Here is a 1,518-nt window from a genome sequence, read left to right as displayed (position 1 = left end):
TTTCCAAAAAAGAAAAAAGCCATTGGAAAAAAGCAATATCCAATTTTATGATTTCTTCTATATTAGGTCTTTTTACCTTAACAGCAACTTTTTCTCCTGTTAACAAAAAACCTTCGTGTACCTGTGAAACGGAAGCACTTGCTACAGGTTTAGGGTTTATATACTCAAAAACATTTTTATAATTTCCAAAATTTTTATTGAGTAATTGCTCTATTTTATCAAATTCAACTTCTGGAGCTCTATCCTGAAGTTTTGTTAATTCAATTATAACCTCTTCTGGTAGTATATCAGGACGAGTGCTTAGAACTTGCCCTAACTTAATAAAAGAAGGACCCAGAGCCTCAAGAGTTTCTCTTATTTTCTGAGGCTTTACACTTTTATCAACTTCAAGACCTAAAAGAAGTTTAAAATATTCGTAAATATTATAAAATCCAAGTTTTGAAAGTTGAATACTTATATCTTTTGCTCTTTTTAAAACCTTAAACTTTTTTATCATTTTTAAATTTTAACACGGCTTTTAGATGATATAATAAATTTTCCTTTATAAAACTATATTGGAGACAATACCTATGCAAGCTTATTCTTTACAGCTCAATTTAGAACTTGGTAATATTGATAAAAATATGGAAAAAGTATTTGACTATCTTAAAAATCTAAAGAAAAATTCAATTGTTCTTCTTCCTGAAATGTTCAGCAGTGGATTTGATAATGAGAATTTAATAACTCACGCAAAACAAACTCCTAAAATCTATAAACAGCTAAAAAAACTTTCTTATGAAAAACATTTAGTTATAAGTGGAACACTTCCCGAAAACACAAGATACGGGATTTATAACAAAGCTTTCGTAATAGACAATGGTGAAATCATATTTAAAAGAGCAAAAGCTAAACTTTTTAAACCAACAGGTGAACATAAATATTTCAAGGAAGGAAAGAATAATTTTGATATAGCAGAAAGTTCCGCAGGTAATCTTGGGATAATGATATGTTTTGAGCTAAGGTTTCCAAATATTTCATATACATTAAGAAAAAAAGGAGTGGAAATACTGCTCGTACCTGCCCAGTGGGGAGCTTCAAGAAAAAAGCATATAGAAGTTCTTTCACAAGCAAGGGCAATTGAGACACAGTCTTTTGTAATAGTAAGTGATACTGTCGGCAAAATAGGAAAAATAACTTATGCAGGAAGCTCAGCAATTTACAGCCCATGGGGTGAAAAACTTGCATTTTTAGACAATGAAGAAGGTATTATAGAAGCTGATATTGACTTAAATGAAGTTTCAAAAGTAAGGAAAAAAATAAAAATGGATATTTAAATTTCATAAATAGAGCAAAAAATCTACAATTGACTCAAATTTTCAATCATTAAAATCTATTATCTGGAATTTATGCAAGAAGTTATCATCAACATCAATAATATTTTTATCTCTGAGATTTTCAATGATTCTTTTATCACAAAATACATCTTCCGGCCATCCTCTAAAATATCCATCTTGCTCATTTTTTGCTGTTGCATCAAGT

The 1,518-nt window shown here is 29.4% G+C and carries 2 protein-coding genes; one reads left to right on the top strand and one right to left on the bottom strand.

The window, feature by feature from the left end:
• Positions 1-496, bottom strand: a 496-nt coding sequence (locus tag HG1285_RS01885; protein ID WP_008289277.1) for an AarF/UbiB family protein, incomplete at its 3' end; no start/stop codon positions are given.
• Between the two features lie 73 nt (positions 497-569).
• Here HG1285_RS01885 and HG1285_RS01890 point away from each other — a divergent pair.
• Positions 570-1,313, top strand: coding sequence for a nitrilase-related carbon-nitrogen hydrolase (locus tag HG1285_RS01890; RefSeq protein ID WP_008289276.1), 744 nt, complete (start codon positions 570-572; stop codon positions 1,311-1,313).
• Positions 1,314-1,518: the final 205 nt, after the last annotated feature.

It is taken from the genome of Hydrogenivirga sp. 128-5-R1-1, from assembly GCF_000171895.1.
The sequence above is the reverse complement of the archived record's forward strand: the minus strand, read 5'-3'. Positions and strand labels throughout refer to the sequence as shown.

Bases quoted from the DNA above. Each gene is read 5' to 3' on its own strand.
- HG1285_RS01890 (WP_008289276.1), top strand. From the start codon at position 570: ATGCAAGCTTATTCTTTACAGCTCAATTTAGAACTTGGTAATATTGAT.